The 313-nt window shown below is 35.5% G+C and carries 1 pseudogene; it reads right to left on the bottom strand.

What is annotated here, in order from left to right:
• A pseudogene (locus FOJ82_RS16020) lies at positions 1–313 on the bottom strand (hypothetical protein); the annotation flags it as partial.

The following is a 313-nucleotide window of genomic DNA, read 5'->3' as shown; positions in this document are numbered from 1 at the left end:
CCTTTGTCTAGGTTTCTAGCATAAGTCCCCCCACCAATCGTGTAAGGTTCAGTCATATCGCCAGTTTGGTTTCTATATGCTTTGACAAGTTTCTCCACAAATGGATCATCTTTATCTACATAATGTGGCTTTTGAACTTTACCAAGTTCAAGGCTAAATCCAATGTCTTTAATTTCATTAGTAAATCTTTCAACAGCCTCTTCAAATTCAAATCCCTGAGGATATCTTAAGTTCACACCGTATCTTCCAGCTTCTTTATTATCGTATTTAATAATTCCTATATTAGTAGTAACGTCTCCCATTACATCTGTAT

The organism is Tessaracoccus rhinocerotis (assembly GCF_007197885.1).
GTDB classification, from domain to species: Bacteria; Actinomycetota; Actinomycetes; order Propionibacteriales; family Propionibacteriaceae; genus Arachnia; species Arachnia rhinocerotis.
This window is presented reverse-complemented; position numbering and strand designations above follow the sequence as displayed.